Consider the following 25,791-nt stretch of genomic DNA (forward strand, 5'->3'; position numbering starts at 1 on the left):
CTAGTTCCCTTCCTTAAAAACAGTAGGTAACTGTTCTTTGAGTTTTTTTAACGCATTTGCACGGTGACTAATTTTATTTTTTATTTCTGGCGGCAATTCAGCCATCGCCTTTTGCTCTTCCACTACATAAAAGATTGGATCATAGCCAAATCCATATTCTCCTCTTCTTTCCTCCAATATAACCCCTTCACAGGTTCCAGTAAATGTTAGAGAAGCTTCATTTGGAATAGCAACCGCTAATGCACAACAGAAGCGTGCTGTTCTCTCTTCAGATGGAATCCCCTCTAATTCACGTAAAACCTTATCCATATTGTCTTGATCGTTTTTTTGTTCTCCCGCATATCGAGCAGAGTATACTCCTGGTCTTCCGTTTAAAGCATCCACCACAAGACCAGAATCATCAGAAATAACGACACGATTTAGTAGTTTAGAAATCGTTTCTGCTTTGAGAAGAGCATTTTCTTCAAATGTACTTCCCGTTTCCTCTACATCCGGCACATCTGGAAAGTCTATAAGCGTTCTTACTTCATAGCCAAGTGGCGCAAACATTTGAACAAATTCTTTCGCCTTGCCAGTATTCTTTGTTGCAATTATAATCTCTTTCATAATAAATCTCCTTAATCAACTAAAAATGTCTTTTCCCTTTATTAAAACATAAAAAAATCTTTATTCTTAGTTTACTACGCTAAAATAAATACGTCTACATACACAGTATATACCCTTTCTTGCTTAATTCAAAAGTCGGTTTTGTGAAGTTTGTTTCAATACGATGAACAAACGTGAACGGTTCAAAAAAACCGTTAACAACATGAAGTCATGACAAGTTAGCTATCAATTATAGCAGAATTTGGGTTTGTCCATCTTTCTATTGACGAAGAAATTTGAATGGTTAATGGACTTTACGGATAGACTATCCTTTCGAGAACTACAGTGCATATCAAGTCGGAGCTGAAAGAAAACTTCGTGATCAATTGATTCGGCTAATACAGGAGAAGCGAAGGAGCGTGATTAGCAAAAAAACGAAGCTTAGGATAACCCAAGCTTCTTTTGAATGCTGATAACATTATTATAGATATTCCTTAAAAACTACCCGTATTCACCTTTTCTGGACGAGTAACTGGTTTAGTTAAGCTCTCTCCCTCTGCATTTACTAAATCGGACTCACCATTAACTGTAACAGCAACACTTTCAATGCCTTCTTGTTCTGTTAAAGAAAGTACTAAGGAATTTAATACCTCATCTGCGAGTACTTTTTCTTCTCCATCAAGTCCGCTTGAATAAATATTTTCATTAAAGTTTAACGTGACCTTTCCATCTTCTACTACTGGTTCGTCTAATAACTTAACATCATCAGGTAGTAAGCTTGTTAATGATGGTGACGCACCCATGCCTGGTCCTTCTATCAGCTCCCCTACTGCTGCTGCTACATTATTTTCTTGCCCATTGCTAATACGCTTTGTTACTGGAACATAATAATACGAGTCTAAATCTCCACCAATATAATAAACAGTCAATGGTTTTGTATTTGTAATATCTGTCACGTCATCTGTATTAACATTAATGCCATCTGCTCTTGTCAAAGCATCTTGGATCGGTGTTTTATTTACTGGCATTTCTGTCAATTCATGACCGTTTAGAGACAGCTTTACAGAATCAATGGAATCAAACTGTGTCAATGTCCATGTAATAGATTGTAAGATTTTCTCTTCATCCTTAGCCTCATACTCTTTAAACTCATTTGAAAAATCAACAGTAGCCACTTTATCTTCATCTACATTAATACTAATTTTTGTATCTTGGGGAATAACTGCCTGAAAGTCATTAGGCAGCATTTCCGTTACTTTACCACCCTTGACTAAATATTCAAGGCTTTCTTTTGCAATCGAGTTTGTTTTTGGCAAGTTTAATGTTTGTGGAACAACGTAACCGAATTTGTCCATTAAATATAATTCAATAGGCATTGTATCCTCTGTAGCAACTTCACCCGTTGTTTCTTGGTCTGCATTTTCTTTAACCGCATCATCTTCATAAGATGTATTTTGAGGCGGGTCTACTTTTTCTTTATCTCCCAATAAGCTACAACCAGAGATCAACACAGATGATATTATAACCGCTGAAACTATGGTCAATTTGTTATTCTTAGACATCTTCATCACTCCTAAGACAGTTTGTACTAATATATATACGAGCCTATATTATTTTTAGACCGCCTTTAGGAGATTTTTTTAAAAAAAGACTGTCTTTCGGTTTTCACCCACACCATTTACTCAAACAATGATAGGAAATGCACCTATAAGACAGTCTTGATTATTTATGTCAGTTTAATTGTTTCAACAGAATCTATTTTTTGATTTAGCCAGTTTGAAGCTATCCTCGCAAAAATATCTTTCGAACCAGTAGTATAAAAATGATGTTCTACTATATTTTCTCCTGAAGCAAGTTGGTCATTATGGTTTAAAATCGTACTAACTTCACGTGCCGTTTCTGCTCCTGAACTAATCACCTTTACCTTATTCCCCATCTCTTCTCGTATTACTTTTGCCAACAACGGATAATGGGTACAGCCAAGTATTAGTGTATCTATCTCTTTATTCTTTAAAGGCCAAAGCGTTTCTTTCACGATTTTCCTTGCTACCGGACCATCATATTCGCCGCTCTCCACCAAAGGAACAAATTTTGGGCATGCCAAACTAACTGTTCTTACTCGATTATTAATCTTCTTTAGTGCTTTTTCATATGCTCGACTTCGAACAGTTCCAATTGTGCCAATCATACCTATATAATTATTTTTTGTTACCTTTAATGCTGTTCGTGCCCCTGGAATGATTACGCCAATTACAGGAATAGATAGTTGTTCACGAATCTCTTCCAATGCTACAGCAGTAGCCGTATTACATGCAATGACAAGCATTTTAATATTTTTCCCCAACAGGAACCTAGTCATTTCCCAAGTGAATTTCTTTACCTCTTCTCCCGTTCTTGGTCCATATGGACACCTTGCCGTATCCCCTAAGTATACGATATTTTCAAAAGGAAGCTGGCGCATAATCTCTTTCGCAACTGTTAATCCACCAACTCCAGAATCTATAACCCCTATTGCTCTTTCCAAAAAACCGCCTCATTTATCTCGCATTACTTGATGTAAACGCATGAAATTTTTCTTTAATTCTTCAATATCTTCTGTAGTATAGTCATTTAATACCTCTTGAAGATAGCCCTGACGCTTCTTAATTACTTCGTCAATTAATCTTTTTCCTTCTTCTAGCATATGAATACGAACCACACGGCGATCATTTGGATCCTTTACTCGTTGAACTAACTGATTTTTTTCCATTCGATCAACTAAATCTGTCGTTGTACTAAAGGCAAGGAACATTTTATTAGATAATTCCCCTATCGTCATATCGCCCTCTTCAAAAAGCCATTGTAAGGCAACAAATTGGGGAGGAGTCATCGTATAATTACTTAATATCTCTCTACCCTTTTGTTTGATGATACCAGATATGTATCGCATATCCTTTTCAATCGTAGCTATATTCTCTAAGTATTCCTTTGCGTTTTTCTCTTCAGTCATCATGATTCCAACTCCCATATATAAATATACAAATATAATGAATATCCGACATTTTTCTACTAATCAGTACCTATAATTATAATCTACAATTCTCCCCTCGTAAATGTATAAGGTGAAAAGTTAATGTAGCATTAATGTAGATGTAAAATTTGATGAGTAATAGCTAATTGCAAAATCCTTGTTCTCATTAAAAAGAAGATGACCCATATAAGCGGAAAAGGAATGGATTACCTTCCCGCTCATACAAGATCATCTTCTTTATTATAGCTCTAGTTCTCCCATTCTAAGGAGTTCTACAACAGCCTGTGAACGCCCCTTCACGCCCAGCTTCTGCATAGCATTAGAAATATGATTTCGAACTGTTTTTTCGCTGATGAATAAATCACTGGCGATTTCCTTAGTCGTTTTGTCTTGGACTAACAGTTCAAATACTTCTCTTTCTCTTTTGGTTAATAATGGCTTGTGAGTAAATTCATTCTCCTTCAAGTAGTGTAACCCTCCTTGCCTTTGCCAGCTATGAACTTTGGGATGGGTATAGTTATAGTCTGAATATATTATGTAAAATGACACCTTGGAGTGACTGGATTTATGGAAATTGGGAAAGGTTTTTTCTATCTTTAATGTTTCGTTTTTTTACTACAATCGTCCAACAAGATAATTAAGTATTTATTAACAATCTTCGTTATAAATAGGGGGAATTTTGATGTCTAAATAGTCTGGTGAAAAAAATTGGATTTTCCCCACCCTATTTCCAATCATCCTAAAAATACATGATATAATTTAAGGACAAACCAATATGTAGTAGAAGATTTCTGTTATCAATCAAGAAAGTTTTGGTGATAAAGATGGACTTAAACATAGAATTTCTTACAAACTTACATAAAGAGCTGCTTCAGGATATGTACTTTGATTATGAAGAGAATGACACTCCATTTATTGATATCGTAACGATTATGGGTGGCTTATTCTATTATGAACAACAAACAAAAAAGGCGAGAAAAAATATCCGCTTAATCATCCCCGTTTTCCATGTGAGTATTTGGGAAAACAATAGAGATATCTTAGAACAACTTATTGATTGGCTAATAGAAGAACCAGTGTATCTTCAATTCCAACCGATTGATGTGGAGGTCATGTTTCCTTCCTTTTGTCTTCCAAATAATCATGCAGTAACATTATTTTTAGATGATCTGGACTCAATTGTTGGGGTTGAGAAAAATAATTGCTCAACTTTTCCCATTGCTTCCGATTATATTCGACTAATAAACAAGGGAAATGAGCGGGAAAAGAAAGAGAAATTAGCTGCTTTTCTGCGAGAGAATGTATCTGATTCTGGGGAGATAATTGCTTTAAATTCCGGCATATATAAGAAAGTCACTAAAAAATCTTCAGCCGTTAGAAATTGTTTACTCGTTTCCATTGCAGCGGCAAAAACGCACTTTAACAATGGAAACAATATTTATGTCTATAAAAATAGTAAAATTAATAGGGATGTTACGATCGATTCAAATGTATTGCTCAAATCTACGCATCCGAAAACTTTTAAACTATTAAATGATCTCTATACAAGTCTTAATCTTAATTTGACTATCCAAACTCCTATATTACATAAGCCTTTCCATATGGTCATTAATGAGATGCCAAAGGAATATAAACTGCAGATTAAAAATACCGTAGACTGTGTGCGAATAAAGGGAAGAGGGAAAACGTCTATTGCTTTACCATGTGGAATTTGTCTGCCATGCTTGCAAAGGAAAATTACATTAGCTGCAAGTAATAATGAAGTATATGATACATTGTATGAGTATGATTATGGTCAAAAGATTGCTGATTTGAAAAAAGAGGAAGACAAACAAATCTTAATAGAAAATCTACATCTTTTGGAAGCTACTATTGATTATTTAGAGCATAACTTCAGCGAACTAGCTAGCGAAGAAAAATCAGTAGCAACTGATTTTATTTTCGCTTACCATCAATTCAAAGAAAAATATTAATCGAAAAAGACCACCATAATGGCGGTCTTTTTTGATTAATGGTCACTACCAAAGAAATCTTTAAATGCTTGGAAAGTTGCTTCACGGTTTAATGCCGCAATCGATGTTGTCAATGGAATTCCTTTTGGACAAGACTGCACACAGTTTTGTGAGTTACCACAGTTAGCTAGTCCCCCATCTCCCATTATCTCTTGCAGTCTCTCTTCTTTATTCATTTCTCCTGTAGGATGAGAATTGAAGAGACGAACTTGAGAAAGTGGTGCTGGTCCAATGAAATCTGATTTACTATTCACATTTGGACATGCCTCTAAGCAAACTCCACAAGTCATACATTTCGATAATTCATATGCCCATTGTCGTTTTTTCTCTGGCATTCTTGGACCAGGTCCGAGATCATACGTACCATCAATTGGTATCCATGCTTTTACTTTCTTTAAGCTATCAAACATACGGCTTCGATCCACTTGAAGATCGCGCACAACAGGGAATGTTCTCATTGGTTCTAGACGAATCGGCTGTTCTAATTGATCAATTAGAGCTGTACAGGATTGGCGTGGTTTTCCATTAATGACCATTGAACAAGCTCCGCAAACTTCTTCTAAACAGTTCATATCCCAAGCAACTGGAGCTGTTTTTTCCCCCTTGGTTGTTACAGGATTTCTACGAATTTCCATAAGTGCAGAAATAATGTTCATATTAGGACGATATGGCAAAGTGAATTCTTCTACATAAGATGGTGAATTAGGGTCATCTTGTCTTTCAATTTGTAACGTAACTGTTTTTTGCTCCCCCATTTTATTTCACTCCCTCTTTTTGCTTTGAATAATCTCTTTTTCTAGGTTTGATTAATGAAGTATCAACTTCTTGATAATGGAAATCAGGCGCCTTGTTTTCCCCAACGAATTTAGCCATTGTTGTTTTTAAGAAATCTTCATCATTTCTTTCTGGGAATTCAGGCTTATAATGTGCTCCACGGCTCTCATTTCGGTTGTATGCACCGAGTGTGATAACACGTGCTAGCTGAAGCATATTTTCTAATTGACGAGTAAATACGCCTCCTTGGTTAGACCATTTTGCTGTATCATTTATATTAATATTTTTATATCGCTCTAATAGCTCTTGAATTTTATCATCTGTGGCAAGCAGCTTATCGTTGTAACGAACAACTGTAACATTATCTGTCATCCATTCTCCTAATTCCTTATGAAGAACGTAGGCATTTTCTGTTCCATCCATTTTCATAATATCCTGCCATTTAGATTCTTCCTGCTTTATCGCTGAATCATATAGAGAAGACGATAAATCTGCTGCGCTTTTGCTTAATCCACTGATATATTTAACCGCATTCGGACCTACTACCATTCCACCATAAATCGCAGATAGTAAGCTATTTGCTCCTAAGCGATTTGCTCCGTGTTGAGAATAATCGCATTCTCCGGCTGCAAATAATCCTGGAATATTCGTCATTTGGTCATAATCCACCCATAATCCGCCCATGGAGTAATGAACAGCAGGGAAAATTTTCATTGGAAGCTTACGTGGATCTTCGCCAGTGAATTTTTCGTAAATCTCGATTATTCCACCTAGCTTAATATCGAGCTCTTTCGGATTTTTATGGGATAGGTCTAAATACACCATATTTTCCCCATTGATGCCGAGCTTTTGATCGACACAAACATGGAAAATTTCACGTGTTGCGATATCCCTTGGCACAAGGTTTCCATAAGCTGGATACTTTTCTTCTAAGAAATACCATGGCTTCCCATCTTTATACGTCCAGATTCGGCCGCCTTCCCCACGAGCTGATTCACTCATTAAACGTAGTTTATCATCACCTGGAATCGCAGTTGGATGAATTTGGATAAATTCACCATTTGCATAATAAGCTCCTTGCTGATAAACAACAGATGCTGCTGAGCCAGTATTTATAATGGAGTTCGTAGATTTTCCGAAGATAATTCCAGGACCGCCAGTTGCCATAATAACAGCATCTGCAGGGAAGGATTTAATTTCCATTGTTTTCAAATCTTGTGCCTTAATTCCTCTACATACCCCTTCTTCATCTGTGATAATTCCAAGGAATTCCCAGCCTTCATACTTTACTACAAGCCCATCGACTTCATATCTTCTTACTTGTTCATCTAACGCATAAAGCAACTGTTGACCAGTTGTTGCTCCAGCAAAGGCTGTTCGGTGATATTGAGTTCCTCCGAAACGGCGGAAGTCAAGTAATCCTTCAGGTGTCCGGTTAAACATAACACCCATTCTATCCATCAAATGGATAATACCGGGCGCTGCTTCAGCCATCGCTTTAACTGGCGGTTGGTTTGCTAAGAAGTCTCCACCGTACACTGTATCGTCAAAATGTTCCCAAGGAGAATCTCCTTCCCCCTTCGTATTTACCGCTCCATTTATTCCGCCTTGAGCACAAACGGAATGTGATCTCTTTACAGGCACAAGGGAAAACAATTCTAAAGGAGTCCCTGTTTCTGCTACTTTGATTGCTGCCATTAATCCTGCCAAGCCACCGCCAACGATGATAACTTTCCCTTTCTTCATAACAAACGTTCACTCCCTCATCTATTGCTCTATTAATCTACTAATATTAAACAAATGCGAAAATTGCTCGTACACCTACAATTGCTAATGCAACAAAAATTCCTAGTGTTACATATGTATTAATTCGTTGTGATTTTGGTGAAACCGTAATTCCCCAACTAACACAGAAGGACCATAATCCATTAGAGAAGTGGAAAATAGTAGAGATAACTCCTACTAAATAAAATGCTAACATCCATGGATTAGCTAAATTTTCACTCATCATGTCATAATTTACTTCTTGCCCTAATTGTGCAGCCACTCTTGTTTCCCATACATGCCAAACGATAAATATTAACGTGATAATTCCTGTCACCCTTTGGATATAGAACATCCAATTTCGAAAGTATCCGTAATTTTTTGTATTATTTTTGGCTGTAAACGCAATATAGATTCCATAAATTGCATGATACAATATCGGTAAAAATATTACAAAAATTTCAAGAAAATACCGAAAAGGTAAATGCTCCATAAATCCAGCTGCCTTATTAAAAGCTTCTGGACCTTTAGTTGCAAAATAATTGACAACTAAATGTTGGATTAAAAATACTCCTACGGGAATTACCCCTAATAAAGAGTGAAGCCTTCTGAATAAAAACTCTCGATTTGCTGCCATAAAATTCCCCCCTAATTGATGACATACTCCCTTTGCCTATAAAGCGATAACAAAACCAAAAATTCTTACAATTTAGTGACAATTTAATTGTACTCTTAAAAAAAATTGCGGTCAAGAAAACGTATACATTAAATAAATTTTCTTTCCCCTTTTTTTCTATCTATATGAGGAAAAAAGTAAAAATTTCCTCCTTTCTATTATTCGTATAAATTTAATAAGCAAATCAAATAATAGAATAAATAACATAGCCATTTAGAAAATATTTTTCAAATACAAATTTATGATTGCGGCAACTGACATTTGCTATACGCCGGAGGACTGCAACTCCTCGTTTTCGCCTGCAGGATCTCCTCTTTCCGTCTTTCTTACAGGAATTTGATGGTCTGCCGTTCTCAACTCTAAATTAAATAGTAATAAACTACTAAATGGACTTACAAAATTTTTTGCATTCCTAAATTTAAAAATCATTCCCTTTTCTTATGATTTTTTTTCATTTATACAGTATACTATTTAAACAATATATTTTATTCTATTTTATTGGGAATCCATACTTTTTACATAATCCAATGTATGGAATAATCCTTCATGACTTAATATGATTACTTTTTAAGGAGACTAATTCTTCTAAGTAAGTGAATATAATAGAATGGTAGAAAGAGGAGAGCATATTGAGTAATTTAACATCCGTAGAAGAAAAAATACAGGTGGAAGCTGATCCGCTTACTGTTCCCGCATATGGATATGAATTAATTCGAGAAATACTTATCCCTGAATTATTAGGCCGAGAAACTCCTGACCTTTTATATTGGGCAGGTAAACGTATTGCTCGCTTATTTCCTTTAAATGCAATAGAAGAAGCTTATGTCTTTTTTCAAAAAGTCGGATGGGGAAATTTAGAAGTGGTAAAACAAACAAAAAATGAAATTACCTATCATTTATCAAGTGAACTCATTGAAAAAAGATTAAAGGAAAAAGGAAAATGCACATTTCAACTAGAAGCAGGATATTTAGCACAACAATATGAGCAAACAAAAAAAGTCATTGCTGAAGCCTTTGAAGATCCAAAAAGAAAAAATCATAAAGTTACTATTACTGTTCGATGGGATAGTAAAGATTCAGTGGATTAAAAAGATATCTCCAAGTGATTAAAAGAGGACTTTAGCTAAGTACTAAATTCCTTTTATTCACTTGGAGTTTTCTTTTCTTTAACGGATAAACATAGAACCAATGCAACATACAGGGAGATAACTAACCGTCCAAATTCAATTGGTTCACTATCTTGGAAGGTAGTAGCTCACCTACTGTTATCAGTTCACTTTAAATGGTAAAAATATTAATTCTTTCTTGAAGCTCTTCTGCTACATTTGCTAAAGAGCTGGCAGCTGCTTTTATTTCCTGCATAGCAGCTAATTGTTCTTCTGTTGAACTTGCCATTTCTACCGAATAAGCGGCAGTTTCACTTGAAATCGCTAGTAATTCATCAGCCGAAACGGTTACAGCTTTTACTTTCTCTGCAATTTGATTTGAAAGATTGGCCACTTCTATCATTTGCGGTGAAATGCTTCTTACACGCTGAATAATTCCATTAAACGCTTCTGTTGTTTGCTTTGAAGCAAATATTCCATTTTGTACACTTTTCGTCACAGTTTCCATCCCTAAAACCGTTGTTTGTGTATCTGCCAGAATATTTGTAAGAATCCCGCCGATTTCTTTTGCTGATTCTTCTGACTGTTTGGCTAGTTTTCCCACTTCTGCAGCGACAACAGCAAAGCCTTTTCCATGTTCTCCTGCTCTAGCTGCCTCTATTGCTGCATTTAAAGCAAGTAAATTTGTTTGACTAGCGATTCCACTAATTACATCAACAATTGATTCAATTTCCTTTGAGCGCTCCTGCAAGGTAAGTATTTGAGTATTTGAAGTTTCAACCGAATGATATATTTCATTCATTTGGCTCACCGTTTTATTTACGGTTTTCTCTCCCTCTTTTGCTTGGATTACTGTCTCATTTGTTAATTCCGATACAATCTTTGCATTTTCAGCTACTTTATAAATATGATCTCCTATATCCTTTAAAGCAAATGAATTTTCACTTAAATTATTTTTTTGCATATCTGCCCTAGCTGCGACTTTCTCCAATGTCCCAGCCACATACTCTGACGCAGAGGCAGCTTGTTCCGAGCTTGCAAGCAATTGCTCGGAGGAAGCTGCAACATGTTCCGATTTTTCATTTACGTCTTTGATAATTTGATGCAAATTTTTTGCCATATTTTTAAATGCTAATGCAACTTGGCCAATTTCATCTTTAGTATGAACCTCTACTTCCTCTGTTAAATCACCTTGGCTTACCTTTACCGCAGATCCCTTTAATGTATTTAATGGTTTAATGAAGGAATGGATAAGCAGAAATACAAAGAACCCGCAGACTAAAAGTGAGACAACAATAACAATAACTGTTTGATAGAGAATTGGGAATGTCATATCGTTGATTTCTGACTTGTCCACTAAACCCGCCAGTTTCCATCCTACCGTTTCATTGGTAATATACTGCATAATATATTCTTTTCCGTCATAACTCATATCGATACTACCATCATCTTTCTTATAAATCCCATTAAACACAGACTCTTTCGCTACTGTACCAACTTCTTTTTCTGGATGAACGATATATTGTTTGTCTTGGTTTATAATAATGATATATCCTTTATCCCCTATCTTTACATCTGAAACTAAGCTTTTTATTCGTTCTAAGCTTACTTCCATCCCTACTACCCCTTTTTTATCTTCTGTCTGTTTTGATATAGCAACAACTAAATTGCCAGTTGCATTTGAGGTGTAGGGACTCGAAACGTATACTACTCCTTCTTTTTCCATCCCATTTATGTACCAGGCATCTTTCCTAGGATCATCGCTATTGCCTTGAAGACTATTTGGCGATTGGATAAGCGTTCCTTCTCTCGAACCAAAGAAAACGCTATCAATTTCTGGATTCATTTCCATATATTTATCAAATTCGGTCTTTACCATCGTGCTACTTTCTTCAGACTTCTCATCTAATTTAATCTTCTCTGAATAAATAACGGTTTGATAGATACTTGTTCCCAATGAATTTCTAATTATTTTATCAACAATCTTCACATTCTCATTGGAAGTGCTTAAAAATTGGTTTTCCATTTCCGTTCTTGCTTTCAAATAAGAAAAGGTACTTATGATTAAACTTGGGATAATTAAAATTAGTGCAAACGAAATAATCATTTTTGTTTTTAAGGTTACGTTTATTCCTTTTAAATACTTATTCCTAGTTCCTTTCTCCCTTTTCATTAACTTTTTTTCCACTATATACCCTCCTTTATAGTAAAATATTCCTTTTATCGTATTTTACCATACTAGTTAAACGTTTTCATTTAGAAGTTTGTTTTTTTCTTAATAACTTAACTAATTTATATACATAGTGTTATCTCCTCCCCCCAAAAAACCCCTTATACTTAAGCTTATTGTACTTAAGTATAAGGGGTTTTACATATTATGCATTCACAGTAATTTTACTTAATTCAAACGCATCATGCAGTGTTTCTACTGCTTTGACCATATTCTCTTTTTCGATAACAGTGGATACTTTAATTTCTGATGTACTCACCATTTTAATGACAATTTCCTCAGCTGATAATACTTTAAACATATCTGCTGCAACACCAGGGTTAGAAATCATTCCAGAACCTACAATAGATACCTTCGCTAAGCCTTGTTCAGAATTGACTTTATCATATCCTAATTCAGCCTTATTTTCTTCTAATACTTTTAAAGTTTCTTCTAAATCACTATCTTTAATGGAAAAAGATAGGTTTGTCAGCTGATCATTAGTAAGACTCTGGATAATAATATCTACATTTATATGATGAGATGCAAGTGTTGTGAAAATAGTAGAAAGACTTGTTAACGGATTTTTCAATCCAAATACCGTAACACTCGTAATATTATCTTCAAACGCAACTCCACGTACGACTAAATTTTGTTCCATTGAAACTTCCTCCTCGATGATTGTTCCTTCTTCTTGTTCCATACTAGAGCGTACTACTAATGGAACTTGATAGTTTTTTGCATATTCTACCGCTCTTGGATGTAGCACCCCTGCCCCTAAATTAGCTAATTCTAACATTTCATCGTAGGAAATAGCTAATAGCTTTCTAGCATTTTTAACAAAACGGGGATCTGTTGTGAAAACACCCGTTACATCTGTATAGATGTCACATTTATCCGCTTTTAGCGCTGCAGCAATGGCAACTGCTGTTGTATCTGATCCACCGCGACCAAGGGTGGTAATATCACCAGCTTCTGTAACTCCTTGAAATCCTGCGACAATAACCACTTTACCTTGTTGAATTCGCTCTTGAACTTTTTCTGTTTGAATGTTTAAAATTCTGGCATTGCCATGAACGTCCTCTGTTTCTATCCCTGCTTGCCAGCCAGTATAAGAAATAGCATCAATGCCCTTTGCCTGTAACGCCATGGCTAGTAAGCTGATTGTAATCTGCTCCCCAGTTGAGAGTAATACATCCATTTCCCGTTTAGACGGCTTTGGATTTATTTCATTTGCTAGTGTTACAAGAGAATCCGTTGTTTTCCCCATTGCAGACACAACAACTACTACATCATTGCCTCGATTTTTTTCCTCGATTACTCTTTCTGCTACATGAAGAATTCTTTCTGCACTACCTACTGATGTTCCACCAAACTTTTGTATAACTAATCCCAAAGTCATTCCCTACCTTCTTGTAATCTTAGAGGTTTCTTTTCCTTTTTCATTGCTTTTTATTTATGTATTTCCCTTTTTTCTCCGAGTATCTTTATAGTCTTGAAAAAAAGGGGGATAAAAACAAAAAAAGCAATGAGAAATATCTCATTGCCGTGCAGTCCAATAATAGTATTAATTCGCACAAACAGTGAGATAGCTCTCCAAAACAGTTCCTTGTTTTGACAGTCTTACATTTATTCAATGCAAAACCAGTAAAAAAGCTATGAGAGCTCTCTTTACTTCGGCGATCTATCCCTTTCATAATTCTTCTCTGAAGCTCATTCTTCTCCAAATTATTACTCTTGAAGTTCGCACCTCTACCTTCACTTATTAAGTTATAAGTTGCCATCATTATAGCACAGTGTTTTCATTCCGACAAATATTATTTTTTATTCTTGTAATTTATCAAGTAGTTGTTCTGCCACATTTGTCGGAATCCCAATTTCTAAAAACTCTTCCATCGAGGCTTCTTTCATTTTCTTGACTGAACCAAAAGTCTTTAATAATAATTTTCTTCGTTTTTCCCCAATTCCAGGAATATCGTCTAATAAAGATTGAAAAGCGTTCTTCCCTCTTAATTGACGATGGAACGTAATCGCAAAACGGTGAACTTCATCTTGGATTCTTTGTAATAGATAGAATTCCTGACTATTTCGCTCCAGCGGAATAATCTCTAAGGGATTTCCAAATAGAAGCTGAGAGGTGCGGTGCTTATCATCTTTCACTAAACCAGCTACTGGAATATCTAAGCTCAATTCATCTAACAGAACCTCTCTAACTGCTTCTAAGTGCCCCTTCCCTCCATCAATTAAAAGTAAGTCCGGCAGCGGTAATCCTTCTTTTAAAACACGTTGATACCTTCTACGAACTACCTCACGCATCGATTCATAGTCATCTGGACCTTTTACAGTCTTAATTTTATACTTGCGATATTCTCGTTTTGCCGGTATTCCATCGATAAAGACAATCATCGCAGACACAGGATCTGTCCCTTGAATATTACTATTATCAAATGCTTCAATTCGGAGTGGAGTATATATACCCATTTGCTTCCCTAGGTTTTCAACCGCTTTTATTGTTCGCTCTTCATCTCTTTCAATTAAGGCAAACTTTTCTTTCAAGGCATTTTTCGCATTTTTATTTGCCAATAATACAAGTTCTTTTTTTTGTCCCCTTTGCGGCTTTAAAACTTTTACCTTTAATAGTTGTTCGACAATATCTCCTTGAATATCATCTGGAAGATATATTTCCTTTGGCTTAAAATGATTGGCTTTATCATAAAATTGTCCTAAATAAGTCAACATTTCCTCTTCCGGCTCTTGATAAATAGGAAACATGCTAACATCTCGTTCAATTAGCTTCCCTTGCCGAACAAAAAATACTTGGACACACATCCAACCTTTGTCATAGGAATAGCCAAAAATATCTCTGTCCACTAAATCCGTCATCATCATTTTCTGCTTTTCCATCGTTGCTTCAATATGGGCAATTTGATCCCGGTATTCCTTCGCCCGTTCAAAATCTAATTCCCCTGATGCTGCCATCATTTTTTCAGACAAGTCTTTCTTTATTTCTTTATACCCACCATTTAGGAATTTCGTAATATCATCCGTCATCTTCTTATATTCCTGCTCATTGACCTCATTCACACACGGAGCCAGACATTGCCCCAAATGGTAATATAAACATACTCTATCTGGTAATACATTGCATTTTCGTAAAGGATAGATTCGATCGAGAAGCTTCTTCGTCTCATTTGCCGCTTGTACATTGGGATATGGACCAAAGTACTTTCCTTTATCCTTCTTTACATTTCGCGTTGTAATAAGCCTTGGATGTCTTTCTGCCGTTAATTTAATAAACGGATAGCTTTTATCATCCTTTAACATGATATTGTATTTTGGATCATGCTTTTTAATCAGATTTATTTCTAAAATAAGCGCTTCGATATTGGAAGAGGTTATGATATATTCAAAATCTTCTATTTCATTGACTAGCCTTAATGTCTTTCCATCGTGAGAACCTGTAAAATAGGAACGGACCCGATTTTTCAGCACTTTTGCTTTTCCAACATAAATAATCGTGCCTTGTCGATCCTTCATTAAATAACAGCCAGGCTGATCCGGTAAGATCATTAATTTATTTTTAATGATATCGTTCAATGTTTTCCCTCCCAGCATGCAAACCTAAACAAACGAACATATATACTATCTTCTCTAATTATAGAGAATTTCATCGAATCATCAAGGAAAAAGTATAGGATGGAAATATTTTTATGAGACCGTTTTATTTGAATTGGCGGTATATGGTAACCAAACGAGGAAGGGCTTACATTTATTATTTTTTTGGCTTTCATCTAATTTATGTACCCTTTTTTGCTTTCACTCATCCCTATTCCCCTTTCATCTGCTTCTCTAATCTGTTTACTCCTGCAAATCCTTTATCTCCTAACAAAACGCTGATATTCAGCCCCAACTTATGCCTATAAAAAAAACTGTAGACACTTCCTCATTTTTTGAGTGTGTCTACAGTTTTTTCTCTTCAAAGAAGATCGTATTCTTCATTAAACATGTTTAGTTAATAATTCAGAAAGAGCTTCTTTAGGTTGGAAACCTACTACTTTATCTACAACTTCACCGTCTTTAAGAACTAGTAATGTTGGAATGCTCATTACGCCAAATTTAGATGCTGATCCTTGGTTTTCATCTACATCTACTTTTACGATTTTTACACTGTCACCGATTTCTCCATCAAGTTCTTCTAGAACAGGAGCAATCATTTTACAAGGTCCACACCATGGTGCCCAGAAATCTACTAGTACTACACCTGAACCTGTTTCTTCTTGGAAAGTTTGATCTGTTACGTGTGTAATTGCCATTTATTATTTGCCTCCTTATTTGATTACTAACAATATCGAAAGTATACCATGCTTTCAGAAATGATACTAATAATATGTTTCAAATATCATTTTCCCCTACAAGTTGATAATACATTCAAGATAATTAGATTGTTGCATTGTCCCATTCCTTAATCAAGGCAGGGATTATTTCAAAGAGGTCCCCTACAATCCCATAATCCGCTACTTCAAAAATAGGGGCATTAGGATCTTTGTTAATGGCTATTATCGTTTTGGCAGATGTAACCCCAACTAGATGTTGGATTGCTCCTGAAATACCACAAGCAATATAAAGATCGGGAGCTACAGTTTTGCCTGTTTGACCAAGTTGCATCGATGCATCGCATACACCTAATTCCACCGCTCCTCTTGATACACCTACCGTTCCGCCAATGACTTTTGCTAATTTGGTAATCAGAGCAAACCCTTCTTCATTCTGAATTCCTCTGCCTGCACCAACAATAATCTTTGCATCCACTAAATTAACCGTCTGGTGCTTTTTTTGTTCTAGTGCAATTAAAGACGAAATAGGTTGATCGATTTTTACTTCTAAGGAACGAATCATGCATTTCCTATCCGGTTTCTTCTGTGAAGCTTTCCACTTTTTAGGCTTAATTGTCACAAGAAAAACGGAAGTATTCACTTCTATTTTCTCCATTAATTTTCCAGAATAAACAGGTCGATTCAAGTATAACTTTTTTTCATTAAATTCCATGCTCTCTACATTTGAATACAAAGGAATATCCAATTTTTCACTTAAATACGGAGAAATGGATCTGCCGATATCTGTGTGTCCACACAGAAGGATGGCAGGATCAAGTTGGTCCCATATGGATAAAATTGCTTTCGCATAAGGTTCATTCGAGAATCTAGAAAGGAAAGGATGTTCCACCATAATTATTTGACCTACATCGTATTGTTGAAATTCGGATGCATCTTTTTTTATACCCTCTCCCATTAATAAAAGGATAATTTCCGCCTCGCCTTGTAGTTGTTTTGCAGCTGAAATACACTCAAGGGTAATGGAGGAAATCTTATCTTGTTGATATTCTCCCAAAATAATAATTTTATCTTTCATTACAAATTCCTCCACTTATCCATGTAATGACTTTAACAATTTTGCTAACGCCATTACCTTTTCTTGTGTTTCCCCTTGAAGCATTGTCTGTCTTCGTTTCATGTCAGGATATGAGTACTGTTTCAAATTTTTTTGTAATGCCAATTCTTCTGACTGCTTATACAATAGAGGTTTCTTTTGAGCTTTCATAATTCCAGCAAGTGAAGGCAGACGTGGGACATGTAATCCTTGTGGAATGGTGACTAAGAAAGGAAAAGGAACACGAAATGTTTCTATGTCCCCATCCGTATTCCTTTTTACTATTGCGCACTCTTCCTCTTTGTCAATTCGGATTGTTTTTGTAAAATAGGGGATGTCTAATAAAGCAGCAACACGAGGTCCTACTTGACTAGATGCTCCATCTGTAGAAAAATCTCCTGCTAAGATTATGTCAAAGTCAATATCTTGTAAATATGCATCAATTTTTTTAGCTATGGTAGGCACCTCATCTTCTGAAGGGTGGCATTCAATTAATACAGCCCGATCTGCTCCCATAGCTAATGCAGCTCTTAATTGTTTCTCCCCTTCTTTTCCACTTATCATTAACACTGTAATTTCGCCATGATATTTCTCCTTAAATTGTAGCGCCTCTTCTAGACTTATTGCATCTGGTGGGTTGATGATGAAGTTACTTTCTTCCACAAATACTTGTCCAGAATCAAGCACTAAAGTAGCTTCAGGAGAAACGGTTCTCGATAATAAGACTACTAGATGCAATGCTTTATTACTCATTTATTTCTTCACTTTCTTTCTTTAATTGCCTTCTCAATACTTTACCAATTGCTGTTTTTGGAAGTTCTCCTCTAAATTCATAGATGCGAGGAACTTTAAACGAGGCCAGCTTGCTTCGCATAAACTTATTCAATTCTTCTTCTGTCACGGTCATGCCTTCTCGTAAAACGATAAATGCTTTAACCGTTTCTCCTCTATAAGAATCTTTTACCCCAACAACAGATGCTTCCATAATAGCTGGATGCTCATACAATACTTCTTCAATTTCACGAGGATAAATATTAAATCCACTGGCAATGATAATATCCTTTTTTCGATCGACGATATAAAAATAGCCTTTTTCATCCATATATGCGATATCGCCTGTTAATAGCCAGCCATCTTTTAAAACTTTCTGGGTTTCTTCTTCATTGTTCCAATATCCTTTCATTACTTGTGGTCCCTTAATACCAAGTTCTCCAATTTCACCTACTGGTAACATTTCTTCTGTTTCTATGGAAAAAATAGCTGCATCTGTTCCAGGCCATGGCACACCAATGCTTCCTTTCACAATTTCATTGTCCCAAAGGAAATTCACATGGGTAACGGGAGATGTTTCTGTTAATCCATATCCCTCTACAATCTTCCCACCTGTCTTTTGCTCGAATTTTTCGATAACCTCAATTGGTAACGGAGCAGAGCCGCTTATCGCTCCTTTAATCGAAGAAAGATCGTATTTCATAATATCTGGATGATTCATTAATCCAATATAAATAGTAGGGGCGCCTGGAAAGACAGTCGGTTTTTGATTATGGATTGTTTTTAGTAGACCTGTTGCATCAAATCTTGGGACAAGAATCATCTTATATACTTCCATTACAGATAGAACAAGGACTGTCATTAGACCATACACATGGAATAATGGCATAACTGCAAGCATAGCTTCCTTGCCTTTTTCCATCTTATATAGCCATTGCCTACACATGGAGGTATTAGCAACTAAATTTTGATGGGTTAGAATAACGCCTTTAGGAAATCCTGTCGTTCCTCCTGTATATTGCAAGATCGCTATATCTTCTTCAAAACTAATCGGTACTTCTTTAAGCTGATTGTTCTTCTTCAGTGTTTGGGTGAAAAAATGAGTGGATTTCGATGATGGAATAATTGGTGGCTTTCCCTGCTCTCTTGCTTGAATGAAAGGATAGACAATATTTTTCGGAAATGGAAGGTAATCTTTAATGGAAGTTACGATAATATGTTCTAAATCTGTTTGCTCTTTCACTTTCGCCACTCTGTTATAAAGCATATCTAATGTAATAACTACTTTCGCACCTGAATCTTTCATTATAAATTCTATTTCTCTTTCTTGATACAAGGGATTTACCGGAACAACAATGCCTCCCGCCTGCAAAATCGCATAAAAGCTAATAACTGTTTGAGGAATATTTGGAAGCATTACAGCAACCCTATCCCCTTTTTTTATACCTAAATTTTGTAGATATGCTGCTAATTTTAATGTTTTTTTGAATAGTGTTTTAAAGGTCATTTCTTTTCCCATAAAATGAATGGCTTTATGCTTTGCATACTCTTTTGCGGCATTTTCCAATAATTGCGGGAGAGTATCTGCCCGATAGTAGACATTTTTGGCTATTTGGTCGGGATAAAGTTTTAACCATCTTTTCTCAGTTTCCAACACAATTCCTCCATTAAATTCTATTATTGTACTAGCTTATTATATGGAAGAAAGCTTTAATTGGATTATGTATAAGCCTATTTTTAATCGAATAGAAAAAATAGGCTTATACAACTGGAACCAATATAAGGGACCATCACTAAGTGACAGCCCCTTTTTTGATCTTTTTTAAGAAATGCCTGCGCCTATTACGAAAGATAAACCGATGGATATAATCATTGAAATAAATCCGACAGCTCGATTATCATTTTTTATTTCTTCATCAATTTTAAATTTTGGTGTTAAAAATTCAAAAATGAAATAGCCGATTAGCAATAGTATAAAACCATATACACCCCATACTATCATCGTCAATAGAGAGTCATTATGCATAATCGAATGTCTAAATATATTCGCAATACCGAAGATTTTGCCTCCTGTAGCCAATGCAACGGCAATATTGCCGTTTTTGATTTCATCCCAATTATTATATTTTGTGACTAGTTCAAAAATGGCCAAAAATACAACAAGGCTTAAAATAACAACACTATAATCTCCTGCCGTTTTTACATATTCATTTTCCCAAAATTGCTCCATATGGTTTCTCCTCTACGATTTTCTTCCAAAGAAGGGACTATTTAAATTCCACAACAGTTACGCCGCTTCCACCTTCCCCAGCATCCCCAAAACGAATTTTCTTCACTGCTCTGTGATTTTTCAAGTATTCTTGAACACCTGAGCGAAGTGCGCCTGTTCCTTTTCCATGAATAATCGAGACACGAGGGTAGCCAGCAAGCAGGCTATCATCAATATATTTTTCTACTCTTGCTAAAGCATTTTCAAATCTTTCGCCACGTAAATCTAATTCCAAGCTCACATGATAATCTTTTCCTTTTATCGTAGCAAGCGGTTTTGTTTCCACTACCTTTTGTGCCTTTATGAATTCAAGATCCTTTTCTTTCACTTTCATTTTCATAATTCCAATTTGTACTTGCCATTCTTTATCCGAAACCTTTTCTAGTAATTGTCCCTTTTGATTAAAGGTAAGGACCTTTACTTCATCACCTGGCTGATAAATATGGTTTGAATTGGATGCTGTTTGTTGTTTTTTCATTTCTATCTGTGGAGTTGCATCCTCTAACCGTTTTCTTGCATCAATTAATTCATGTTCCTTTATTTCAGCCCGTTTTTCAAGCTGCATTTTTCTTAAATCACCAATAACAGCTTCTGCTTCTTTCTTTGCATCTTCAATAATTTCTTTTGCTTCTTTTTTGGCTTTTTCCTGCAGCGTTTCTTTCTTTTCGTAATATTCCATTACCTGTTTCTGTAAATCTCGATGAAGCATTTCTGCTTGTTTTAATAAATCTTTAGCATCTTCATGTTCCCTTTCAGCCTGCCTACGGCTTTCCTCTAAAGAAGCAATCATATTCTCGATTTTATTACTGTCTTCACTGACATGAGAACGAGCAGTTTCAATAACATCCTCTTTTAAACCCAGTCGTTTACTAATTTCAAAGGCATTACTTCTACCTGGTACGCCGATTAGTAAGCGATAGGTTGGGCTTAGTGTTTCAATATCAAACTCTACACTAGCATTTACAACACTTTCTCGGTTATAGCCATATGCCTTTAGCTCTGGATAGTGAGTGGTTGCGATGACCCTTGCTCCTTTTTTATTTACTTCATCAAGAATAGAGATAGCAAGTGCTGCACCTTCCTGAGGATCTGTACCTGCTCCTAACTCATCAAATAGGACAAGGCTCTCATGGTCAACCTTCTCAAGTATGCTTACGATATTTACCATATGGGAGGAGAATGTACTCAACGATTGTTCAATGGATTGCTCATCTCCAATATCTGCATAAACGGATTTAAATACACCCATTTCAGAACCATCTAAAACTGGAATTTGCAGCCCGGCCTGCGCCATTAAAGTACATAGTCCTACCGTTTTTAAGGTTACTGTTTTACCACCTGTATTTGGCCCTGTAATAACGATCGATGTATACGTATCTCCAAGAACAATGTCATTTGCCACTACTACTTCTGGTGGTATAAGTGGATGCTTTGCCTTAAGAAGAACAATTTTTCCCTCATCGTTAATTTTTGGTTTCGATGCTTTTAAGCGATGAGCATATTTTGCTTTTGCAAACATAAAATCAATGTCTGCTAAAACCGTAACAATATGCAATAATTCCTCTTCGTTTTGTGCAACAAGTGCAGTCAATTGGGTCAAGATACGGTCTATCTCTTGCTGTTCCTTAACACGAATTCCTTGCAGCTCATTATTTAAGGTAACTACAGACTGTGGCTCAATAAACAAAGTCTGCCCGGAAGCACTTTGATCATGAACAATTCCACCAAAGTTCCCTCTATATTCTTGTTTAACTGGAATAACATAACGATCATTTCTTATTGTAATAATACTGTCCGAAAGCATCTTTTGGGCATTAGAGGAGCGAATCATACTTTCTAGCTTCTCTCGTACCTTTGCTTCGTTTCTACGCAATTGATTTCTCAACGTTCTGAGTGTATCACTTGCACTATCCAGAACCGAACCCTGTTCATCAATTGCCATCTTTATTTCTTCTTCTACTTCAGCAAGTACTGTAATACTATCTGTTAAGGTAAAAAGAATAGGTACAGCTTCTTCTTCATGAAATTCTTCAATGAAGCGTTTCATTTGTCTACTAGCATGAACCGTACTCGCAATATGATTTAATTCGATAGGACTCAGCATTCCACCGATAGAAGACCTTTTCACATGGGCACCTATATCATAAATTCCATCAAGAGGAATCGTTCCCCGCATTCGATATACTTTAGCAGCTTCATCTGTTTCATCCTGCCATCTTACAACCTCATTGTAATCCGTAGATGGAATTAGTTCCGCTACTTTGCTTCTGCCTAAAGAGGAAGAAACATGCTCCATTAATTGAGCTTTAATTTTATCAAATTCTAATGTTTTTAATACTCTTTCCTGCATGGAGTAATCTCCTTTGCTATCCCGCTTATGGGTTAATGATGTTTTTCGTTTTTTCTATTTGCTTGCATAATACTTTTTCTTTTCTTTATTTAGCCTTTATATAAAAAAGCCAATAGTTCATCCTTTGTCATCGCATTTAGGACCGTCGATTTTTTAATCCATCCTTTTTTCGCTGTGGAAACACCTATTGCCATATTATTAAGCTCATGCTTATAATGAGCATCAGTATTAATAACAATCTTAACACCTGCATCCTGCGCCATTTTGATATACGTTGCATTTAAATCTAAACGGTTAGGATTACTATTCAGCTCTAAAACAGTGTTCGTTTCTTTTGCTAATTGAATAAGCATGTCCATATCGACATCATATCCATCCCTTTTCCCAATTTTTCTACCAGTTGGGTGGGCAATGATATCGACATACTTATTTTCCATTGCAGCTTTTAAACGTGTCATAATCTTTTCCTTAGATTGTGAAAATCCAGAATGAATAGAAGCAATAACGATATCTAATTCTTTCAATAAATCTTCATCATAATCTAAGGTCCCATCAGGAAGAATATCCATTTCTGCCCCAGCTAAAATAGTTATATCATCATATTTTGCATTAAGTCTTTTAATTTCTTGTATTTGCTTTCGTACTCTTTCTGGTGTTAATCCATTTGCTACCTTTAAATATTGAGAATGGTCGGTAATAGCCATATATTGATAGCCTAAATTACGGTTTGCTTCTACCATTTCCTCTAATGTATGTGCACCATCACTTGCTGTTGTGTGCATATGCAAATCTCCTTTCATATCTTCCAAGGAAATTAGCTCACTATGTTCTGAATAGTTGTCTACTTCTTTTCCATCTTCTCTTATTTCAGGAGGAATGAATGGTAGTCCGAAATAATGATAGAAAGCTTCTTCTGATTCAAAGGTTTTAACTTCGCCTGTTTCATTATTCTCCACACCATATTCGCTTATTTTTTCTCCACGTTCCTTTGCTAGCTGTCTCATCCGCACATTATGTTCCTTTGAACCTGTGAAATGATGCAGCGTTGTTACAAATTCATGTGGCTTTACTAAACGAAAATCTATAGAGACGTCGTAATCTAGTCCAAGAACAACACTTACTTTTGTTGAACCTGCCCCAATTACCTCTTTAATAGATGAAAGCTGAAGCAACTGAGTTTTCACCTGTTCTGGATTCTCTGTTGCAATAATAAAATCTAAATCTTTAATGGTCTCTCTCACTCTTCTTAAGCTCCCTGCTCTTGAATAGCGGACTACATTCTCCATTTTCGATAATGCCTCTTCAATCGAAACAGCAATTGGGATCATAAAGGCAATTGGTAATCGATCGGGTCTCGAACCAACATTTTGAAGCGACTCTAGTATTTTTTCCTCTGTCTTTTTTCCAAATCCCTTTAACGCTTGAACTTTCTCTTCTAAACAGGCATTTTTTAAATCATCAGCATTTTCAACAGTTAGCTCTTTATATAATCTCGCTATCTTTTTCCCGCCAAGTCCTGGTAGCTGTAGCAATGGAATTAACCCTTTCGGAACTTCGTCTTTCAATTCTTGCAATACGGAAGACTTTCCTTCTTTTATATATTCTTCAATAACAGCCGCTGTCCCCTTCCCGATTCCTGGCAGCTCTGTTAAATCTGTTATTTCGGTTAAATTGTATTCACTTGTTTCAATTGTATTTGCAGCTTTTCGAAAAGCTGAAATTTTAAAAGGATTTTCTCCTTTAAGCTCCATATATATCGCTATTTGCTCTAATAATCGAATAATATCTTTGTTTGTTATTGTCATTTCATCACCTACATGGATATAATAACCTTCTATTTTCTAAATTCTACCTATACCTACACTACATATCATACCATGAACTCCAACATTTCAATAATGAAGTCGTATTGTTTAACCACACAAAAAACTCCACTAGCTACATACAAAGCTAGAAGAGTTTCCTAATTTCTATGAAGCAATATAATCGAACCATAAATCTTTCATTTTCTCTGAAAAATAAGGAGTATTTTCTATCATCCAAGCTGCTACAGAGGATTCGTTTAATTGAGCTTGTATAAAATCAATTGGGATTAAAATAGAAATATATAATAGAAGGAATAATAGCAAATACGTTTCGATAAATCCTAATACAGCTCCAGCCCATGTATTTAACTGCTTTAAAATTGGAATACTAGCAACAAAATCTATCATACTACCAAGAATTTGCCAAATAATTTTCACAACAAAAAATATCACAATAAAGGAGAAGCCTCTGTAAAAACCATCTTCTATATTCGCTGTCTGAATAAAAGAATGTAGCAAACTGCTTTCTCCCGTATTTGGATATGGAATCCATAGTGTTAATTTTTGCGATAGTGGAATGTAATATTTATTAGCAACTATAAACGCAACAATAAATCCTGTTAAGTGTATAATTTGCATAATAAATCCTCTTTTCAGTCCTCTTAAAAGACTAAAAAGCAGCAATATAACCAAAATAATATCCAACATGAACATTGTCAGTCCTTTTCTCTTTTTAATTCTTCTTCCAGTTCTTTCACTCGGTCTTCTAGCTTTACATAGTCGTTTACTATATTAACAGCAGTAAGGACTGCTAGTTTATTTAAATCAAGTGAGGGATTCATGACATGAATTTCACGCATTTTTTCATCTACTATGGAGGCAACCAGCCTAACATGACTAGAAGGTTCTTCCCCTATTATTGTATATGGTGTTCCGTATATATCAACATTTGTACGATTTTTAGGGGTATTTGACACGCCCATGCCTCCATTCTAAAGAATCCTAGTTTCTATCATATCATGAACTATTCTTG

Annotated in this window: 22 protein-coding genes and 1 riboswitch; of the genes, 2 read left to right on the forward strand and 20 right to left on the reverse strand. The window is 35.7% G+C overall.

What is annotated here, in order from left to right:
• From AB3U99_RS16805 to gerE, 5 genes are all read right to left on the reverse strand, one after another.
• Positions 1-606, reverse strand: a complete 606-nt coding sequence (locus AB3U99_RS16805) for an XTP/dITP diphosphatase (RefSeq protein ID WP_400242691.1) — start codon at positions 604-606, stop codon at positions 1-3.
• Between the two features lie 473 nt (positions 607-1,079).
• Positions 1,080-2,147 carry a GerMN domain-containing protein gene (locus AB3U99_RS16810; RefSeq protein ID WP_400242692.1) on the reverse strand — a complete coding sequence of 356 codons (1,068 nt, stop codon included), beginning with the start codon at positions 2,145-2,147 and terminating at the stop codon, positions 1,080-1,082.
• Between the two features lie 164 nt (positions 2,148-2,311).
• A complete protein-coding gene (gene racE / locus AB3U99_RS16815; RefSeq protein WP_400242693.1) occupies positions 2,312-3,109 on the reverse strand; it encodes a glutamate racemase in 798 nt (265 codons plus the stop codon).
• 9 nt (positions 3,110-3,118) lie between these two features.
• Positions 3,119-3,577, reverse strand: a complete 459-nt coding sequence (locus AB3U99_RS16820) for a MarR family winged helix-turn-helix transcriptional regulator (protein ID WP_400242694.1) — start codon at positions 3,575-3,577, stop codon at positions 3,119-3,121.
• Between the two features lie 258 nt (positions 3,578-3,835).
• A complete protein-coding gene (gerE, locus tag AB3U99_RS16825; protein WP_016201768.1) occupies positions 3,836-4,060 on the reverse strand; it encodes a spore germination transcription factor GerE in 225 nt (74 codons plus the stop codon).
• A 359-nt stretch (positions 4,061-4,419) separates the two neighbouring features.
• On the opposite strand from gerE, the gene AB3U99_RS16830 reads away from it, so the two are divergent.
• Positions 4,420-5,568 carry a hypothetical protein gene (locus AB3U99_RS16830; protein ID WP_400242695.1) on the forward strand — a complete coding sequence of 383 codons (1,149 nt, stop codon included), beginning with the start codon at positions 4,420-4,422 and terminating at the stop codon, positions 5,566-5,568.
• A 35-nt stretch (positions 5,569-5,603) separates the two neighbouring features.
• Here AB3U99_RS16830 and sdhB read toward each other — a convergent pair whose 3' ends face one another.
• From sdhB to AB3U99_RS16845, 3 genes are read right to left on the reverse strand one after another with little or no spacing between them, the layout of a single operon-like run.
• On the reverse strand, positions 5,604-6,362 hold the full coding sequence (gene sdhB, locus AB3U99_RS16835; RefSeq protein ID WP_400242696.1) for a succinate dehydrogenase iron-sulfur subunit: 759 nt from the start codon (positions 6,360-6,362) through the stop codon (positions 5,604-5,606).
• Position 6,363: 1 nt separating this feature from the next.
• Entirely contained in the window at positions 6,364-8,127 is a 1,764-nt protein-coding gene (sdhA, locus tag AB3U99_RS16840; protein ID WP_400242697.1) for a succinate dehydrogenase flavoprotein subunit, read from the reverse strand.
• A gap of 46 nt (positions 8,128-8,173) precedes the next feature.
• Positions 8,174-8,782, reverse strand: a complete 609-nt coding sequence (locus AB3U99_RS16845; protein ID WP_400242698.1) for a succinate dehydrogenase cytochrome b558 subunit — start codon at positions 8,780-8,782, stop codon at positions 8,174-8,176.
• Between the two features lie 668 nt (positions 8,783-9,450).
• On the opposite strand from AB3U99_RS16845, the gene AB3U99_RS16850 reads away from it, so the two are divergent.
• Complete coding sequence (locus AB3U99_RS16850) at positions 9,451-9,909, forward strand: YslB family protein (RefSeq protein WP_400242699.1); 459 nt, start codon at positions 9,451-9,453, stop codon at positions 9,907-9,909.
• Between the two features lie 190 nt (positions 9,910-10,099).
• Here the strand turns inward: AB3U99_RS16850 and AB3U99_RS16855 are convergent, their stop codons facing one another.
• The 12 genes from AB3U99_RS16855 to zapA form a co-directional block, all read right to left on the reverse strand.
• Positions 10,100-12,115 carry a methyl-accepting chemotaxis protein gene (locus tag AB3U99_RS16855; RefSeq protein WP_400242700.1) on the reverse strand — a complete coding sequence of 672 codons (2,016 nt, stop codon included), beginning with the start codon at positions 12,113-12,115 and terminating at the stop codon, positions 10,100-10,102.
• A gap of 187 nt (positions 12,116-12,302) precedes the next feature.
• Positions 12,303-13,532, reverse strand: a complete 1,230-nt coding sequence (locus AB3U99_RS16860; protein WP_400248106.1) for an aspartate kinase — start codon at positions 13,530-13,532, stop codon at positions 12,303-12,305.
• Positions 13,533-13,717: 185 nt separating this feature from the next.
• Positions 13,718-13,899: riboswitch (Lysine riboswitch) on the reverse strand.
• A gap of 61 nt (positions 13,900-13,960) precedes the next feature.
• The gene (uvrC, locus tag AB3U99_RS16865; protein WP_400242701.1) at positions 13,961-15,733 is read right to left on the reverse strand and encodes an excinuclease ABC subunit UvrC; all 1,773 of its coding nucleotides are present in this window, start codon (positions 15,731-15,733) and stop codon (positions 13,961-13,963) included.
• Between the two features lie 401 nt (positions 15,734-16,134).
• Entirely contained in the window at positions 16,135-16,449 is a 315-nt protein-coding gene (trxA, locus tag AB3U99_RS16870; RefSeq protein ID WP_400242702.1) for a thioredoxin, read from the reverse strand.
• A 124-nt stretch (positions 16,450-16,573) separates the two neighbouring features.
• Positions 16,574-17,545 carry an electron transfer flavoprotein subunit alpha/FixB family protein gene (locus AB3U99_RS16875; RefSeq protein WP_400242703.1) on the reverse strand — a complete coding sequence of 324 codons (972 nt, stop codon included), beginning with the start codon at positions 17,543-17,545 and terminating at the stop codon, positions 16,574-16,576.
• Positions 17,546-17,560: 15 nt separating this feature from the next.
• The gene (locus AB3U99_RS16880) at positions 17,561-18,316 is read right to left on the reverse strand and encodes an electron transfer flavoprotein subunit beta/FixA family protein (protein ID WP_400242704.1); all 756 of its coding nucleotides are present in this window, start codon (positions 18,314-18,316) and stop codon (positions 17,561-17,563) included.
• Entirely contained in the window at positions 18,309-19,988 is a 1,680-nt protein-coding gene (locus AB3U99_RS16885) for a long-chain-fatty-acid--CoA ligase (RefSeq protein ID WP_400242705.1), read from the reverse strand. Before AB3U99_RS16885 ends, AB3U99_RS16880 begins: the two co-directional genes overlap by 8 nt.
• A gap of 168 nt (positions 19,989-20,156) precedes the next feature.
• Entirely contained in the window at positions 20,157-20,564 is a 408-nt protein-coding gene (locus AB3U99_RS16890; RefSeq protein WP_400242706.1) for a DUF350 domain-containing protein, read from the reverse strand.
• Positions 20,565-20,601: 37 nt separating this feature from the next.
• Complete coding sequence (locus tag AB3U99_RS16895; RefSeq protein WP_400242707.1) at positions 20,602-22,953, reverse strand: endonuclease MutS2; 2,352 nt, start codon at positions 22,951-22,953, stop codon at positions 20,602-20,604.
• Positions 22,954-23,042: 89 nt separating this feature from the next.
• A complete protein-coding gene (gene polX, locus AB3U99_RS16900) occupies positions 23,043-24,758 on the reverse strand; it encodes a DNA polymerase/3'-5' exonuclease PolX (RefSeq protein ID WP_400242708.1) in 1,716 nt (571 codons plus the stop codon).
• A gap of 165 nt (positions 24,759-24,923) precedes the next feature.
• Positions 24,924-25,472, reverse strand: coding sequence for a CvpA family protein (locus AB3U99_RS16905; RefSeq protein ID WP_400242709.1), 549 nt, complete (start codon positions 25,470-25,472; stop codon positions 24,924-24,926).
• A 2-nt stretch (positions 25,473-25,474) separates the two neighbouring features.
• Positions 25,475-25,735: a cell division protein ZapA gene (gene zapA, locus AB3U99_RS16910; RefSeq protein WP_400242710.1), complete on the reverse strand. Its 261-nt coding sequence runs from the start codon at positions 25,733-25,735 to the stop codon at positions 25,475-25,477.
• Between the last annotated feature and the right edge of the window lie 56 nt (positions 25,736-25,791).

The organism is Niallia tiangongensis (assembly GCF_044704065.1).
Taxonomy (GTDB): Bacteria; Bacillota; Bacilli; order Bacillales; family Cytobacillaceae; genus Niallia; species Niallia tiangongensis.